General features: G+C 62.9%; 15 protein-coding genes. 3 read left to right on the top strand and 12 right to left on the bottom strand.

The genetic code is table 11. The annotated features are described in order from the left end of the window. Positions 1-209: 209 nt before the first annotated feature. Positions 210-350, top strand: coding sequence for a hypothetical protein (locus tag B0G81_RS43895; RefSeq protein WP_166679090.1), 141 nt, complete (start codon positions 210-212; stop codon positions 348-350). Between the two features lie 256 nt (positions 351-606). Here the strand turns inward: B0G81_RS43895 and hutG are convergent, their stop codons facing one another. The 8 genes from hutG to B0G81_RS32165 form a co-directional block, all read right to left on the bottom strand. Beyond that, positions 607-1,422: an N-formylglutamate deformylase gene (hutG, locus tag B0G81_RS32200; protein ID WP_134140995.1), complete on the bottom strand. Its 816-nt coding sequence runs from the start codon at positions 1,420-1,422 to the stop codon at positions 607-609. Between the two features lie 69 nt (positions 1,423-1,491). After that, entirely contained in the window at positions 1,492-2,898 is a 1,407-nt protein-coding gene (locus B0G81_RS32195; protein ID WP_134140994.1) for a formimidoylglutamate deiminase, read from the bottom strand. Next, a complete protein-coding gene (gene hutI, locus B0G81_RS32190) occupies positions 2,895-4,130 on the bottom strand; it encodes an imidazolonepropionase (RefSeq protein ID WP_134140992.1) in 1,236 nt (411 codons plus the stop codon). Before hutI ends, B0G81_RS32195 begins: the two co-directional genes overlap by 4 nt. 100 nt (positions 4,131-4,230) lie before the next feature. Further along, entirely contained in the window at positions 4,231-4,854 is a 624-nt protein-coding gene (locus B0G81_RS32185) for a HutD family protein (protein ID WP_134140990.1), read from the bottom strand. A gap of 17 nt (positions 4,855-4,871) precedes the next feature. Continuing rightward, the gene (gene hutU / locus B0G81_RS32180) at positions 4,872-6,560 is read right to left on the bottom strand and encodes a urocanate hydratase (protein ID WP_012432559.1); all 1,689 of its coding nucleotides are present in this window, start codon (positions 6,558-6,560) and stop codon (positions 4,872-4,874) included. A 62-nt stretch (positions 6,561-6,622) separates the two neighbouring features. Beyond that, positions 6,623-7,318, bottom strand: coding sequence for a histidine utilization repressor (hutC, locus tag B0G81_RS32175; RefSeq protein ID WP_012432558.1), 696 nt, complete (start codon positions 7,316-7,318; stop codon positions 6,623-6,625). A gap of 25 nt (positions 7,319-7,343) precedes the next feature. Next, the gene (gene hutH, locus B0G81_RS32170) at positions 7,344-8,867 is read right to left on the bottom strand and encodes a histidine ammonia-lyase (protein WP_208328572.1); all 1,524 of its coding nucleotides are present in this window, start codon (positions 8,865-8,867) and stop codon (positions 7,344-7,346) included. A gap of 372 nt (positions 8,868-9,239) precedes the next feature. Continuing rightward, entirely contained in the window at positions 9,240-10,136 is an 897-nt protein-coding gene (locus tag B0G81_RS32165; protein ID WP_134140988.1) for a LysR family transcriptional regulator, read from the bottom strand. Between the two features lie 106 nt (positions 10,137-10,242). Here B0G81_RS32165 and B0G81_RS32160 point away from each other — a divergent pair, with 106 nt between their 5' ends. Continuing rightward, the gene (locus B0G81_RS32160) at positions 10,243-11,148 is read left to right on the top strand and encodes an NAD-dependent epimerase/dehydratase family protein (RefSeq protein WP_134140986.1); all 906 of its coding nucleotides are present in this window, start codon (positions 10,243-10,245) and stop codon (positions 11,146-11,148) included. 109 nt (positions 11,149-11,257) lie between these two features. After that, the gene (locus B0G81_RS32155; protein WP_012432554.1) at positions 11,258-11,440 is read left to right on the top strand and encodes a hypothetical protein; all 183 of its coding nucleotides are present in this window, start codon (positions 11,258-11,260) and stop codon (positions 11,438-11,440) included. Positions 11,441-11,561: 121 nt separating this feature from the next. Here the strand turns inward: B0G81_RS32155 and B0G81_RS32150 are convergent, their stop codons facing one another. The 4 genes from B0G81_RS32150 to B0G81_RS32135 all read right to left on the bottom strand — a co-directional run bounded on the left by B0G81_RS32150 (position 11,562) and on the right by B0G81_RS32135 (position 14,768). After that, the gene (locus tag B0G81_RS32150) at positions 11,562-12,299 is read right to left on the bottom strand and encodes a thioredoxin family protein (protein ID WP_134140983.1); all 738 of its coding nucleotides are present in this window, start codon (positions 12,297-12,299) and stop codon (positions 11,562-11,564) included. Positions 12,300-12,346: 47 nt separating this feature from the next. After that, complete coding sequence (locus B0G81_RS32145) at positions 12,347-12,775, bottom strand: SRPBCC domain-containing protein (protein ID WP_134140981.1); 429 nt, start codon at positions 12,773-12,775, stop codon at positions 12,347-12,349. Further along, on the bottom strand, positions 12,682-13,107 hold the full coding sequence (locus B0G81_RS32140; RefSeq protein WP_106285950.1) for a metalloregulator ArsR/SmtB family transcription factor: 426 nt from the start codon (positions 13,105-13,107) through the stop codon (positions 12,682-12,684). The genes B0G81_RS32145 and B0G81_RS32140 overlap by 94 nt, the downstream gene beginning before the upstream one ends. Before the next feature lie 278 nt (positions 13,108-13,385). After that, on the bottom strand, positions 13,386-14,768 hold the full coding sequence (locus tag B0G81_RS32135; RefSeq protein WP_116116550.1) for an NCS2 family permease: 1,383 nt from the start codon (positions 14,766-14,768) through the stop codon (positions 13,386-13,388). Positions 14,769-14,892: the final 124 nt, after the last annotated feature.

Here is a 14,892-nt window from a genome sequence, read left to right as displayed (position 1 = left end):
TGTCGTAAATACACGCCACTGCGCGATTGCGCGGCGTTGCTCGCCATCCATTGCCGGTGGCGGCTCGCAACGATCGTCGTGCTGAATTGACACCTGCATCTGCTCGGCGTTCCTCCGCTCCACGCGTGCGATGTGGCATGCTTGCGGGCGGTCGCGGCACGCCCCGTGCTGAACCGTTTGTACCCCAACACCGATTTAAGGATTCTGTAATGAAGAAGATCGTCCTCGCCATCGCCGCAGCCGTCGCAGCCCTGAGCGCCATCGCTCCCGCACAAGCTTATGAGCATCATCATCATCCTGAGTGCCACAAGGTGCGCGTTCATCATCACTGGGAAAAACGCTGCCATTAATGGCGGTGCCACGCTCTGACCGGCACGGCACATCGTAAAGCCCCGCTAAATGCGGGGCTTTTTTTCGCAATCGAGTCGATGCGGAGCAGGCAGATTGCTTCAACGCGCTCTATACGTTCTGCGCGAAAACGGCAGCATGCAATCACGGACACATGCTGTTACACCTTTGCGGTGTCAGCCGACGCGCTTCACCGTGCCGCGCAGCTTGCGTGGCGATCCTGAAGCGCGTGGAAAAGAAGAGAAAACGAGCGGCGTGTCACGCCGTCCTGACGCGTTCCAATGCTTTCACGACGAGCGCTTCCAGCAGAGGTTCCACTTTCGCGGCCAGCGATTCGTCATACGCATACGGCAAGTGCTCTTCCATATACGTGATCTGCGAAAGTTCGAGTTGCAGTGCATGCGCGCCTTGCGACGGCCGGCCATACTCGCGCGTGATATACCCGCCCTTGAAGCGCCCGTTGGCGACAGCCGTATAGCCGCCGTCGTATCGCTCGACAGTAGCGGCCATCTCCTCGGCCAGTCCCGTCACCGCGCTCGCGCCGTTCGAGGTGCCGAAATTGAAATCGGGCAGACGTCCCTCGAAAAAACGCGGCACGTGCGAGCGGATCGAATGCGCTTCCCACAGCAGCACCTTGCCGTGTTTTGCTTTCAGCGCTGCGAGCTCGCCTTGCAGCGCCTCATGGTAAGGCTTCCAGTAAGCCTCGCGACGGCGCGCGACTTCGGCCTCGTCCGGCAGATGGCCGTCCAGATACAACGGTTCCTTGTCGAACGTATCGACGGGTAGCAGACCGGTGGTGTCCTGGCCCGGGTACAGATTCGCGCCGTCGGGCGGACGGTTCAGGTCGATCACATAGCGCGCGTAGCTGGGCGCGAGAATCGACGCGCCCATGCGTTTTGCGAACGCATAGAGACGGTCCAGATGCCAGTCGCAATCGTCGGTGCGCTGCGCGGCGGGCGTCATCGTCGCGGCGATGTCGGCCGGAATTTGCGTACCCAGATGCGGAATCGAAATGAGCAGTGGCAGGCTTCCCTGATGCAGCGAGAAGACCGGCGGAGTGTTCGAAGCAGTCATGTCAGTCCGGAATCGATAGAGTCGAAGGGCCGGTTCAGCGAGTCAATGCGCGGAACGTTGGCACGCCATTCATTTGAGCAGGTCCGCCAGCGCCACGCGATAGCGCGCGTAAGCGCCCTCTTCATCGCGATGCCTGCGATTGTCGACGACCTTGTCGCCGCCCGCGTAGACGTCGCGAATCGGCGTTTCACCATGCTCGCAGAATACAACGCCCGAGAGCCAGGCGTTCGGCGCATGCTCAGCGATGCTTGGATGATCCGCGTCGAGCACGAGCCAATCGGCGCGGCGGCCCGCCTGCAGCGCGCCGACCGCGCGACCCGTTGCGTGGGCGCCGCCTTCGAGCGAGGCGTCGAACAGACGATCGGCGACATGCGTGGCCTGCGCCGACGCCAGCACGTTGCGTTGCCGGCGCGTGAGACGCTGGCCATATTCGAGCAAACGCAGTTCCGCGCGCCAATCGACGCCGATATGACTATCCGAGCCCACGCCGATGCGCCCTTGCGCGTCGAGATATTCCTGCGCCGGAAAAATGCCGTCGCCGAGATTGGCTTCGGTGGTCAGGCACAAACCGGCCACCGCGCCGCTCTTCGCGAGCGCCAGGGTTTCGTTCGCATCGACATGCGTGGCGTGCACGAGGCACCAGCGGCTGTCGACATCGAAACGATCGAGCAGCCATTGCACCGGACGCGCGCCTTCGGTTTCGACGCAGGCATCGACTTCGGCGGTCTGCTCGGCGATATGGATATGAACGGGCGCCGTGCCCTCGATACCGCCGAGCAGCGTATGCAACGACTCCGCGGAGACGGCGCGCAGCGAATGCGGCGCCACGCCATAACGCAACGCGCCAGTCTCGGGGCGCGCCGCGCGCAACGTGCTGAGCAGATCGAGCAGACGCTCCGGCGTATTGATGAAGCGCTGCTGATCTTCACGCGGCGCACGCGAACCAAAGCCGCTGTACTGATACAGCACCGGCAGCATGGTCATGCCGATGCCACTCGCCGACGCCGCATCCACTACGCGTTGCGCGAGTTCCGCCTGATTCGCATAGCGGCTGCCTTGCGGCGTGTGATGCACGTAATGGAATTCGCACACCGACGTATAGCCCGCTTTCAGCATTTCGATGTACAGCCATTGCGCGACGCTCGCCAGGCCTTCCGGTGTGATGCGCGCGGCGAACCGATACATCAGATCGCGCCAGCTCCAGAAGTTATCCGTAGCGCCCGCGCCGGATGCGCGATATTCGGTGAGGCCGGCCATCGCGCGCTGAAACGCGTGCGAATGAAGATTCGGCATGCCAGGCAGTACCGGACCCACGGCCTTCTGCGCGCCGGCGGGCGGCGTCGGCGTATCGGGCGTGACGGCGGTGAGCGTGCCGGTTGCGTCCCACTCCAGCAGCACGTTGCGGCGCCAGCCATCCGGCAGGTATGCGTACTCGGCGAACAGCGATCGATTCGATTGCTTGTGCGATTCAGTCATTTCAGGCCCTGGCTCAATTCACGCCGCGTATAAACGGTCTCGCCCGCGCGCACGACTCGCGCGCATAGCGGACGTCCAATCCAGTAAGCCAGCTCGGCCAGCGAGTCGACCGACCACACCGCGAAATCGGCCGCGCGTCCCGCTTCCAGCAAGCCGTGGCGATCCGCCTTGCCGAGCGCGCGCGCTGCATGCGACGTCACGCCTTGCAGCACTTCCGGCACGGTCATGCGGAACAACGTGGTGGCCATATTCATCATCAGTAGCAGCGAAGTGGTGGGCGATGTGCCGGGGTTGCTGTCGGTCGAAATCGCGATCGGCACCTGATAGCGCCGCAGCAATTCCAAAGGCGGCAACTGCGTCTCACGGATGAAGTAGTACGCGCCCGGCAGCAGCACGGCCACCGTGCCCGCTTCCTTCATCGCGGCGACGCCGGCTTCGTCGAGAAACTCGAGGTGATCGGCGGACAGCGCATGATGGCGCGCCGCGAGTGCCGTGCCGCCGCCGTTCGACAATTGCTCGGCATGCATTTTCACCGGCAGCCTGTAACGTTCCGCTGCCACGAAGACGCGCTCGCTTTGTTCCAGCGAAAAACCGATGCGCTCGCAGAACACGTCGACGGCGTCGACGAGGCCTTCGTGGGCGAGCGCGGGCAGCATGGTGTTGCAGACTTCATCGATGTACGCGTCGGCGCGGCCGGCGAACTCGGGCGGCAACGCGTGGGCGCCGAGAAACGTCGTGTAGACCGTCACGGGATAACGTTCGCCCAATTGCCGCGCGACGCGCAACATCTTGCGCTCGCTGGCGAGGTCGAGGCCGTAGCCGGATTTGATCTCGACCGTGGTCACGCCTTCCGCGAGCAACGGTTCGAGGCGCGCGGCCGACTGGCGGAAAAGCGAGGCTTCGTCCGCGGCACGCGTGGCGTGCACCGTGGAGACGATGCCGCCGCCCTGCCGCGCGATCTCTTCGTAGCTGACGCCCGCGAGGCGTTGCGCGAATTCGTCCGCGCGCTGCCCGCCGTACACGAGATGCGTATGACAATCGACGAGCCCCGGCGTCACCCACGCGCCGTGCAGATCTTCGTGCGGCCACGCGGCGTAGTCGGCGGGCAATGCGGAAGCCGCGCCGAGCCAGACGATCGTGCCGTTTTCAACGGCGATCGCGGCGTCGGGCAGCGTGTGTTGGGGATCGCCCTGCGGGCAAAGTTTCAGGTGATGCCAGACGGTTTGCTTCATCGCGTGCTCTTTGCAGCTTGTTGCGTGTCTGTGGTGGTTCGCGTGCGCGAGCCGCGGCTGCCATGACATAAGCGGCGGCGAGCACGCACGCGAATCGTCGTCATCGTTGCGTGTAGCGGATGCTGATTGCGAGCAACGCGCCCTTGCCTTCAACCGCGCATGAGAGTGCGCCCGGCGTGTCGATGCGCAGCGTGTCGCCAGTTACGAGCGGCAGCGGTTGAGCGTCGCCTGCTGTGACCGACACTGAACCTTCCGCGCAATACAGCAGGACCGCGTCGGCGGAAAGCGTGTGTTGCGTCGCGCCGCGCCACACTTCTACCTCACCCTGCGCCGCGTCACGCCGCACCATCAGGTTGAAGTCGCGAGTCGCGCCATCGACCAGACGCGCGTCGATTTGCGCCTCGCCGGCGAAGCGAGCCATGACGAGCGTTTGCGTCAACGCGTGCGTTTTCACACCTAGCATGCCCTGCGCGCCGCCCGCTTCGTCGAGCAACATGCCCGCGCCGGACAACAGCACAAGCGTGCGATCGATGCCGGCAAAGCGCGAGAACGGCCCGGCTTGCGCCACATCGGCCACGCTCACCCGCCACACGAAGGCATCGAGCCCCGCGCTTTCGGGAAACGCCGCCACTTCGCGCGTGACACCGCCGCCGTTCTTCCACGGCGCCGCCACGAGGTCGGCGCCGCGAATCAGCGTGAGGCTTGTGCCGTTGCCGACAGGCATGCTTTGAAACACCACGCTCAACGGCCCAGCATCGGCAGATTCAGCCCTGCCTCGCGCGCCGTTTCCTGCGCGAGCTCATAGCCCGCATCCGCGTGACGCATCACGCCCGTCGCCGGATCGTTGAACAGCACGCGGCCAAGACGCTCCTTCGCTGCATCCGTGCCGTCAGCGACGATCACGACGCCCGAGTGCTGACTGAAGCCCATGCCCACACCGCCGCCGTGATGCAGCGACACCCACGAAGCGCCGCCTGCCGTATTCAGCAGTGCGTTGAGCAACGGCCAGTCGCTCACCGCGTCCGAGCCGTCCTTCATCGATTCGGTTTCGCGATTCGGGCTCGCCACCGAACCGGTGTCGAGGTGATCGCGGCCGATCACGATCGGCGCCTTCAGCTCGCCGTTCTTCACCATTTCGTTGAACGCCTGGCCCAGACGATAGCGGTCCTTCACGCCGACCCAGCAGATCCGCGCCGGCAAGCCTTGGAACGCGATGCGTTCGCGCGCCATGTCGAGCCAGTTGTGCAGATGCGGATCGTCGGGGATCAGTTCCTTGACCTTCGCATCGGTCTTGTAGATGTCTTCCGGATCGCCCGACAGCGCGACCCAGCGGAACGGGCCCTTGCCTTCGCAGAAGAGCGGCCGGATATATGCCGGCACGAAGCCCGGGAAATCGAAAGCGTTTTCCACGCCCATTTCCAGCGCCATCTGACGGATGTTGTTGCCGTAGTCGAGCGTGGCGGCGCCGCGTTCCTGCAGCGTCAGCATGGCCTGGACCTGCTTGGCCATCGACTGCTTGGCCGGCAATACGATGCTGTCCGGCACGGTTTTCTGACGCTCGCGCCAGTCTTCGACATTCCAGCCTTGCGGCAGATAACCGTGAATCGGATCGTGTGCGCTGGTCTGGTCGGTCACGCAATCCGGCGTGATGCCACGGGTCACGCATTCAGCGAACACATCGGCTGCGTTGCCGAGCAGGCCGATCGACACCGGCTTGCCTGCTTTCTTCGCTTCCTCGAGCATGGCGAGCGCCTCGTCGAGGGTGGCTGCTTTCTTGTCCACGTAACGCGTCTTCAGACGGAAGTCGATGCGCGTCTCGTCGCATTCCACCGCGATCATCGAGAAGCCGGCCATGGTCGCCGCCAGCGGTTGCGCGCCGCCCATGCCGCCCAGGCCGCCCGTCAGAATCCAGCGGCCCGACGGATCGCCGTTGAAATGCTGGTTCGCCACCGAGAAGAACGTCTCGTAGGTGCCCTGCACGATCCCCTGGCTGCCGATGTAGATCCAGCTGCCCGCCGTCATCTGGCCGTACATCATCAGGCCCTTGCGATCGAGTTCGTGGAAGTGTTCCCACGTTGCCCAATGCGGCACCAGGTTCGAATTCGCCAGCAGCACGCGCGGCGCGTCGGCATGCGTGCGGAACACGCCGACCGGCTTGCCCGATTGAATCAGCAGCGTTTCGTTTTCTTCGAGATCCTTCAGCGACTTGAGAATCTGATCGAAGCAATCCCAGTTGCGCGCGGCACGGCCAATACCGCCGTACACGACCAGCGCATGCGGATGCTCGGCGACTTCCGGATCCAGATTGTTCTGGATCATCCGGTACGCGGCTTCCGCAATCCAGGTCTTGCAGGTCTTCTCCGCGCCGCGCGGTGCGCGGATCGTGCGGGTGGGATCGAGACGCGGGTCGATGTGTTTCGGGTTGTTCATGATGGCCCTCGGAATGCTTGAAGATGGTCGAAAAAGATTCGGGTACGGCAAAAACGGCGATGTCAGAAATGTCCGGTGAAGCGATAACGGCTGCCGGGGTGCCAGAGATTCGCGATCGAAGCGACCTGGCTTTGCGACCACGTGCGCCGATGCAGCACGAGGCACGGTTCGAGTTCGTCCATGGTCAGCAACTCGCGCGTGTCGCCATCGGCGGCCAATGCCTCGATGCGGTACTCGACCCGCTGCAACGGCGCGACGCGCACGAGATACTGATTCGGCGTGGTGTTCGTGAAGTCCTGCAAAGCGTACTCGGGAGCAACCGCCGGATTGACCCAGCGCTCTTCGAGTTGCACCGGCTCGTCGTTTTCAAAATGCAACACGCGCGAATGAAACACCGGACTGCCCGCGCTCACCTGCATTTCCTCGGCGAGCGCTTCGTCGGCGATGCTCGCGCCGATGTGCAGCACGTTAGCCTGATAACGATGACCGCGCGCCACGATTTCGTCGGAGATGCTGCGGATCGCCACCAGCGTCGATTCGTACTTGGGACGGGCCACGAAGGTGCCCGAACCTTGCACACGCGTAAGCACCTGCTCCGAAGTCAGCTCGCGCAACGCGCGGTTGACCGTCATGCGCGCCACATTGAATTCGCGCGCGAGCTCGTTCTCGGAGGGCACCTGGTCGCCTTCACCCCATTCACCCGCATGAATGCGCGCGAGGATGAAGTCCTTGATGCCCTGATAGGCCGGTGCGTTCATTGGCTTGCTGTGCCTCGCTGACTGCTTACTGTTCGGACGCGAAGGAGAGCGGGCTCAGCTTCGCGATCGTGCCGTCCTGCACGAGACGCGTGACCGCGGCGATGTCCGGTGCGAAGTAGTGATCGAGTTCGTAATGCGCGACGTCCTTGCGCACTGCGTCCATCACTTTCTGCAGGCTCGGGCTGGTCTTGTGCGGCGCGCGCAGATCGACACCTTGCGCGGCGGCGAGCAGTTCGATCGACAGAATGTTCGCGGTGTTTTCAGCAATGTCGCCGAGCTTGCGCGCAGCGAACGTGGCCATCGACACGTGGTCTTCCTGGTTCGCCGACGTGGGCAGCGAGTCGACCGATGCCGGATGCGCGAGCGTCTTGTTCTCCGAAGCGAGCGCGGCGGCCGTGACGTGAGCGATCATGAAGCCCGAATTCACACCGCCGTCGCGTACGAGGAACGGCGGCAGACCTGACAGCGTCGCGTCGATCAGCAGCGCGATGCGGCGTTCGGCCAGCGCGCCGATTTCGGCGGCGGCGAGCGCGAGGTTGTCGGCGGCGAACGCGACCGGCTCTGCGTGGAAGTTACCGCCCGACAGCACTTCGCCAGTGTCCGGGAAAATCAGCGGATTGTCGGAGACGGCGTTCGCTTCGAGCAGCAGCACGTTGGCGGCGTGGCGCATCTGATCCAGACACGCGCCCATCACTTGCGGCTGGCAGCGCAGGCTGTACGGATCCTGCACCTTGTCGCAATCGGCGTGCGAAACGTTGATGCCCGAGCCTTGCAGCAGCGAGCGGTACGCTCCAGCCGCATCGATCTGACCTTGGTGGCCGCGCAGTTCGTGAATGCGTGCGTCGAACGGCTTGACCGAACCCATGGCCGCGTCCACCGACAACGCGCCCGACACCAGCGCGGTGCGGTACAGGTCTTCGATCGCGAACATGTTGTAAAGCGCGAGCGCGGTCGAAGCTTGCGTGCCGTTCAGCAGCGCCAGACCTTCCTTGGCTTGCAGCGTGAGCGGCTTGAGGCCGACGAGCGCGAGGCCTTCGGTGGCCGGCATGCGCTCGCCCTTCGCGAACACTTCGCCGACTCCGAGCAGCGTGGCCGACATATGCGCGAGCGGCGCGAGGTCGCCCGATGCGCCGACCGAACCCTTCACCGGGATGACCGGCAGCACGTCGGCGTTGTACAGCGTGATCAGGGCTTCCATCACTTCCCGGCGGATGCCGGAGTGACCGCGGCCGAGGCTCGATAGCTTCAGCGCGATCAGCAGACGCACAACCGGACGCGACATCGGCTCGCCCACGCCGACCGCATGCGAGAGCACCAGATTGCGCTGCAGCAGTTCGAGCTGGTCGTGTGGGATGTGCGTGCTGGCGAGGCGCCCGAAGCCCGTGTTGATGCCGTAGGCCGGCTCGCCCTTCGCGGCGATGTCGGCCACGGCTTTCGCGCACGCGTCGATCGCGGCGTGGCTGGCGGGATCGAGCTGCAACGCGACGTGTTCGCGAGCGATCTGGCGCAGTTGCGCGAGGGTCAGGTAGCCGGGCTTCAGAGTCATCATGGTTGTCGTCCTGTCTATACAATTTGAGAGAAGTCTAGCGGCGTCGGCTTGTATATACAACTTGTTTTTTGAGGATTTGGCCTAGGGGTTTCCATTAGGGCGAAACGCAAGCTTGGCGTGGATCTTGCCACTGCCGCAATTTCGTGCGGCTGCGCATTGCGGATGGTGTTCCCACCGCCCGCGTGTCTCTGCTTGTATATACACGTTCAAAATGGCAGGCGCGAGACGGACAAAAACATCTCCGCCCAGAAACGGCGCGTTTGGCGCCAATAAAAGCGTTATAGAAGAGGCAACTCGATACGACGCAAAAAGCCGGCGCGCCCAGGCGAGCCGCAGGCTTTTGCTGATCGGACTAGTGATGAAACAGCATCGCTAAAGCTTCACACGCGCCGCGATGAAATCCAGAAAGCACTGCACGCGCCCCGCCAACGACGCGCTCTGGTAATACACCGCGCTCACCCGTTGCCGCTCGTCCGCCAGCACGTTGCCGAGAATCGGCACGAGACGTTTTTCGCGCACGTCGGCCGCGCTCATGAAATCGGCGAGACAGGCGATGCCCCAGCCCGATAGCGCCAGTTGCCGCAATGTCTCGCCGCTCGAGGCGGTGATCGCCGGCTCGATCTTCAGCGATTCCGCGCCGCCCTTGCGCCCCTCCCGCAACGGCCAGCGATTCAGATGCTCTGGCGCCGTAAAACCGATCAGCCGATGTTCGCGCAGCGCTTCCACCGATTTCGGCTCGCCGTATTCGGCCAGATACGCCGGACTCGCGAGCACGCGCAGCTTGCTGGTGCCGAGGGCGCGCGCATGCAAGGTCGAATCCTGCAATTCGCCGATGCGGATCGCGATGTCCACCTTCTGCTCCAGCAAGTCCACGATCCGTTCATTACTGGTCAATTCCAGTTTGATCTCCGGATACAGCGCCGAAAACGCCGTCATATGCGGCGCCACGCAATGCAGCATGAAGGGCGACGCGGCATCGACACGCAGGCGCCCCGAGGGCCGCGCGCGTCCGCGCGTGACGGACTCCTCGGCCTCTTCCATCGCGTCCAGAATTGCTCGCGCGCGCTGCAGGAAGGTCTCGCCCTCCTCGGTCAGTTGCAGACGGCGCGTCGTGCGCCGCACCAGCGCGGTGTCGAGTTTCTTTTCGAGGCGCGTGAGCGCGCGGCTCACGCCGGAGACCGTTTGATTCAATTTCTCCGCTGCCGCGGTGATCGAGCCGCTGTCGATCACCGTGACGAACACCAGCAACTCGTCCGTCGAAGTTTTCATTGTTGATTTGAAATCAAGATTGATTTGAGACTAACACGGTTTTTGCGAGAATCAAGTCGGCGGATACTGCGTGCATGTCATCGTGTTTCTCATCAAGGAGAACGTCTTGAAGATTTTCGTCACAGGTGCAAGCGGTTTTATCGGTGGTTCGATTGCAGCGCATCTGGCGCGCGCCGGCCACTCCGTGCGCGGTTTGATCCGCAACCCCGAACATAGCGCCGAGCTGCAACGCCTCGGCATCGAACCCGTGATCGGCACGCTCGACGACCGCGCGTTGCTGATCGCCGAAGCGCAAGCCGCCGACGCCGTCATCAACGCCGCGAGCAGCGATCATGAAGGCGCGGTGAAGGCGCTGATCGACGGACTCGCCGGCTCCGGCAAAACGTTTCTGCATACGAGCGGTTCGAGCATCGTCGGCGATGCATCGGGCGGCGAAGCGGGTCAGGCGCGCATCTATCACGAAGACGCGCTGCCCGAGCCGACTCCCGACAAAGTGGCGCGCGTCGCGATCGACCTGCTGGTGCTCAATTCGGCCAAGCTGAATATCCGCTCGGCCGTGTTGTGCAACACGCTGATCTACGGCCATGGCGTGGTGCCGGGCAGCGCGAGCGTGCAACTGCCGCGTCTCGTGCGTCAGGCGCAGAAGAGCGGCGTGGTGCGTCATGTGGGCAGCGGCGGCAATATCTGGTCGAACGTGTTTATCGACGATGTCGCCGAACTGTATCGCCTCGCGTTGGATAAAACGCCGGCCGGCACCTTCTACTTCGTCGAAAGCGGCGAGGCGTCGTTCCGCGACATGAGCGCTGCGATTGCACGCGCGATGAAGCTCGGCGAGCCGCAAGACTGGCCGCTCGAAGACGCGCAAAAAGAATGGGGTTACGAAATGGCCTCGTACGGCCTCGGCTCGAATAGCCGCGTGCGCGGCGAACGCGCCCGCAAGCTGCTTGGATGGGAACCGAAGCGCACGTCGGTGATCGATTGGATCGAACACGACATGATGTCCAGGGCGTAATTAGTGTAAGCGTTGTCGTTGCGAATCCGTAAGCTCGACTCGATAGAATCGCGCTCACCTGATGGTGCGATTCGACAATCCGAGCCGCACATGAGCCCGGATTTGATCGATGACTTTGGCGCTGAATTTCGATTGGCTAACTAATCTGCTGGCGATTCTCTTCGTCGTGGCGTGTCTCTACGATGCACGCTACGACGAATACGGCACGCTGACGCTGTCAGCGGCCGCGATGGGACTCGTCGTGATGGCGATCGAACTGTTTCTCCGGCCCGCCTTCGACATGTCGCTTTGAAACTGGGTGCTAGCCGTTCCATCGAGCCGCGACACATGTTCGCGCTGTTTTACGAAGCGGGACGTCAAGGTGCATGACGTCCCCCTCTAACCGCGCAGATCGAGGCTGGCGTTGCACCCCATCAAGAACCACATGCGGCGCAGCCGCCTTGCATCTTCTCTTCATACCGGTCGTGATGTCTGACCCAATCGGTCAGACTGTGATCTTCATTGCGGCCCTTCGGCGTGACGTCCAGATGCGCGTAGGTGTTGATGAAGCGTTCGTCACCGCGGCCATAGACGGAATACGTGTGATATACGTCGCCCTTCCCGTCTTTGTAGAACACGCTATGGCCGTGTTGCTCGTCGATGCCGACGTCCTGCTCGGTGAAGTTGTAGAACGCGTTCTTGCTCTCCAACTGTTCGGGCGTGAACGACACGTGATAGTCGAAATTGAAATCGCTGCCGGCCGATGACACCCACGGGAAGGTCCAGCCCATGCGCTTTTTGAAACCCTCGATCTTCGCGAGCGGCGCGTGCGACACCGTCACGTACGATACATCGTGATGCTCCAGATGCGTGACGATCCCCGTCATATGATCCGACAGAAACGAGCAGCCGACGCAGCCCTCTTCCCAATCCGCGCCAAACATGAAGTGATAAACGATCAACTGGCTGCGTCCATCGAACAGATCGGCCAGCGTCTTGCGACCCTGCGGCGTGTCGAACATATACGTCTTGTCGACCTTGACCCACGGCAGCGCGCGGCGTTTGCGCGCGAGTTCGTCGCCCGCGCGCATGTGCGCTTTCTCTTCGGCTAACAATGCCTTGCTGGCGGCCAGCCATTCCTCTCTCGATCCCGTACGGTGTTGCGGTTCCATATGCGTCTCCTTTCCTGCATCGAGCAGACTAACGACAACAAACGAACTCACGCCATGTAGCGTTCCAGCGAATCGATCCCATCGGCCCAGCCGCGGCGATGATCGTCGCACTGCGCGTCGTCGGCGAGACGTTCGTGTGTGAGCGTGAGCCATGTGGCGTCGCCGTCCGGTTCCAGCAGCAGCGTGACCCGCGATTCATGCTCCGGGTTGTAGCGCCACACCCATGTGAAAACGAGTTTGCGGTCGGGCACCACCTCCAGATACACACCGCCGACCTCGACCTCGTTACCGTCCGGCTTGCGATAGACGATCACATAACGTCCGTCGACGCGCACATCCATTTCCACGCGCACCACGTCCGCTCCGCCCGGATGCATCCACGTCATGAATTGCGCCGGTTCCGTCCAGGCGCGGAAGACTTTGGCGGGCGCGGCGTTGAGCCGCCGCTGGAGGGTGAGGCTGGGCTGGGTGGACATGGAGCTTGTTCCTCTTCGACGAAAGCGGCAAGACGATCGAGTGATTCGGACCAGAAGCGTTGATAGCGGCCAAGCCACTCCATGGCTTCTTCCATGGGCCCGGCGGACAGGCGGCACGCCACTGTGCGGCCGGTTTTGCTGCGCGTGATCAGACCCGCCTCGCTCAACACGTCGAGGTGTTTCATCACAGCGGGCAAGGACATCGCAAACGGCTCGGCGAGTTCGCTGACCGACAGATCCTTCGACGACAGACGCGCGAGCAACGCACGCCGTGTCGGATCGGACAGCGCGGCAAAGGTGCGATCCAGGAGCGCTTCGTTAAACTTAACCATGAGGTTAAGTATAGAAACGAAGCAACTAAAGTCAAGGACAGGTGCGCGTTTTCGTAAAGCACGCGAAACGTAACGTGGGGAGCACGGCAAAAAGATACGCGGCGTGCCGCAGATCAAGCCTGCAACGCGCCGCGTCAAAGGTGGAGAACAAACGACTACAGGCTCAAGCAAAGCAGCCAGAAACGCACCGCCCTGCTCTCGCTTTCCAGCACAAATTCAACAGTCCGATACGGCGACCCGGCGAGACCCAGGCAGCGCCCCAGTTCACGACATAACGATCAGATCGCCCAGCCGCCGAGATAGAAACCGACCAGCACGATCGCGATGACAACCGTGCCCACGTTCAGCTTGCGATATTCGCCGCTGACCACGCGGCCGATCACCAGCGTCGCGAAGCCGAGCATGATGCCCGTCACGATGTTGGCGGTCAGCACGATGAACACCGCGCACATCAGGCCCGACATGGCGTCGACCATGTCGTCCATATGCAGCTTGCTGACGTTCGAAAGCATCAGCAGACCCACGTACATCAGCGCGGGCGCCGTTGCATACGAAGGCACGAGGGCGGCGAGCGGCGAGAAGAACATCACCACGAGGAACAGCAGACCGACCACCGCTGCGGCCATGCCGGTCTTCGCGCCTGCCGCCACGCCGACCGTCGATTCGATATACGCCGCAGCCGGCGCGCCGCCGAGCAGGCCGGAGAAAATCGAGCTCAGCGAGTCGGCCGTCAAGGCGCGGCCACCGTTGATGATGCGGCCGTTTTCATCGAGTTGCCCCGCTTGTCCCGCAACGGCGCGGATCGTGCCCGTAGCGTCGAACACCGCGGTCATCACGAGGGCCAGCACGCTAGGCAGCACGGCCATGGACAATGCGCCCTTGATGTCCATCGCACCGATCAGCGAAGCGTGACCCGGCGCGCTCAGCGACGGCACCGCGAACACGCCGTGAAACGACATGGCCGGATCGATCACGAACGCGATCGCCGAAATCGCCACGATCACGATCAGGATCGAGCCCGGCACGCGGCGCCGTACCAGACCGAAGATGGCCGCGAGACCCGCTACCGACATGATGGCCGGCAGCGCCGTGATATTGCCGAGCGCAACCGGCAAACCCGCGCCCGGATTCTTCACCACGAGGCCCACGTCGTTGGCGGCAATCAGCAACAGGAACAGGCCAATGCCGATCCCCGTGCCGTGCGCGATGCCCGTCGGCAGATTGCGCAGAATCCACGAACGCACACCCGTCACCGAAATCGCGGTGAAGACCACGCCCATCAGAAACACCGCGCCGAGCGCGACGTTCGGATGCAGACCCTTGCCGAGCACGAGGCCGAACGCGGTGAACGCGGTCAACGAAATCGCGCAGCCGATCGCGATCGGCAGGCGCGCCCACACGCCCATCAGCAGCGAGCCGAACGCCGTGGTCAGACAGACGGCAACGAACACCGCGCTGGTGTCGAAGCCCGCTTTGCCGAACATGCCCGGCACGACGAACACGGAATAGACCATCGCGAGGAAGGTCGTGATACCCGCGACGATTTCCTGGCGCTGCGAACTGCCGCGTGACGAGATTTCGAAGTAGCGGTCGAGAAAGCCCTTTCCGTCGAATGATTCGGCGCCGACGTCAGAAATCGGTTGGGCGTGGGGTTCCATCATGATGAGTGCCTCCTTTATCAGCGCGCTGAAGCGGTCGCGGTGCGGCCGCCATCAGGGTCGTCTCGTTGCGTTGGTTTAATGTGAGTGAGTCTTTCTGCTGTCTCGAAATGTAGGGCAACACAAA

The sequence above is a fragment of the Paraburkholderia sp. BL6665CI2N2 genome, assembly GCF_004366535.1.
Classification (GTDB): domain Bacteria; phylum Pseudomonadota; class Gammaproteobacteria; order Burkholderiales; family Burkholderiaceae; genus Paraburkholderia.
Note: the sequence above shows the minus strand (reverse complement) of the source record. Positions and strands in the feature narration are given on the sequence as shown.

Coding starts and splice junctions, on each gene's coding strand:
- B0G81_RS43895 (WP_166679090.1), top strand. CDS start 210: ATGAAGAAGATCGTCCTCGCCATCGCCGCAGCCGTCGCAGCCCTGAGC.
- hutG (WP_134140995.1), bottom strand. CDS start 1,422: ATGACTGCTTCGAACACTCCGCCGGTCTTCTCGCTGCATCAGGGAAGC.
- B0G81_RS32195 (WP_134140994.1), bottom strand. CDS start 2,898: ATGACTGAATCGCACAAGCAATCGAATCGATCGCTGTTCGCCGAGTAC.
- hutI (WP_134140992.1), bottom strand. CDS start 4,130: ATGAAGCAAACCGTCTGGCATCACCTGAAACTTTGCCCGCAGGGCGAT.
- B0G81_RS32185 (WP_134140990.1), bottom strand. CDS start 4,854: ATGCCTGTCGGCAACGGCACAAGCCTCACGCTGATTCGCGGCGCCGAC.
- hutU (WP_012432559.1), bottom strand. CDS start 6,560: ATGAACAACCCGAAACACATCGACCCGCGTCTCGATCCCACCCGCACG.
- hutC (WP_012432558.1), bottom strand. CDS start 7,318: ATGAACGCACCGGCCTATCAGGGCATCAAGGACTTCATCCTCGCGCGC.
- hutH (WP_208328572.1), bottom strand. CDS start 8,867: ATGATGACTCTGAAGCCCGGCTACCTGACCCTCGCGCAACTGCGCCAG.
- B0G81_RS32165 (WP_134140988.1), bottom strand. CDS start 10,136: ATGAAAACTTCGACGGACGAGTTGCTGGTGTTCGTCACGGTGATCGAC.
- B0G81_RS32155 (WP_012432554.1), top strand. CDS start 11,258: ATGACTTTGGCGCTGAATTTCGATTGGCTAACTAATCTGCTGGCGATT.
- B0G81_RS32150 (WP_134140983.1), bottom strand. CDS start 12,299: ATGGAACCGCAACACCGTACGGGATCGAGAGAGGAATGGCTGGCCGCC.
- B0G81_RS32145 (WP_134140981.1), bottom strand. CDS start 12,775: ATGTCCACCCAGCCCAGCCTCACCCTCCAGCGGCGGCTCAACGCCGCG.
- B0G81_RS32140 (WP_106285950.1), bottom strand. CDS start 13,107: ATGGTTAAGTTTAACGAAGCGCTCCTGGATCGCACCTTTGCCGCGCTG.
- B0G81_RS32135 (WP_116116550.1), bottom strand. CDS start 14,768: ATGATGGAACCCCACGCCCAACCGATTTCTGACGTCGGCGCCGAATCA.